The organism is Sporosarcina koreensis, assembly GCF_001531445.1.
GTDB lineage: Bacteria > Bacillota > Bacilli > Bacillales_A > Planococcaceae > Sporosarcina > Sporosarcina koreensis_C.
The window spans coordinates 1-243 of sequence record NZ_LQYA01000323.1 but is presented as its reverse complement, the minus strand read 5'-3'; the positions used below and the strand labels follow the sequence as shown (position 1 = coordinate 243).

1 protein-coding gene is annotated in these 243 nt (G+C 32.9%); it reads right to left on the bottom strand.

The genetic code is table 11. From position 1 onward, the window contains the following. Window positions 1-156 (bottom strand): plasmid recombination protein (locus AWV70_RS23240; RefSeq protein WP_201024462.1); only part of this gene is annotated, 156 nt, incomplete at its 3' end. Window positions 157-243 lie beyond the last annotated feature (87 nt).

Sequence of the window (243 nt, the reverse complement as noted above, 5' to 3'; positions counted from 1 at the left end):
AATATTTCCATCATTTATAAAATCGTAATTTTCATTTGATTTGTCTTTATCAATATCGGGGTTCGTCTTACTTTCCCGCTCTCTTTTATTGTGAAATTGAATCCCTTTTAAATCATGGGACTTCATTTTTTGCATTCTACAAACTGCATAGCTCATCATTTTTCAGCTCCATTCACGAGGTACAAACGTGTACCTGTTTTCGGTCAACTTCCATGTAAAGTATAACACACTATACTTTACATT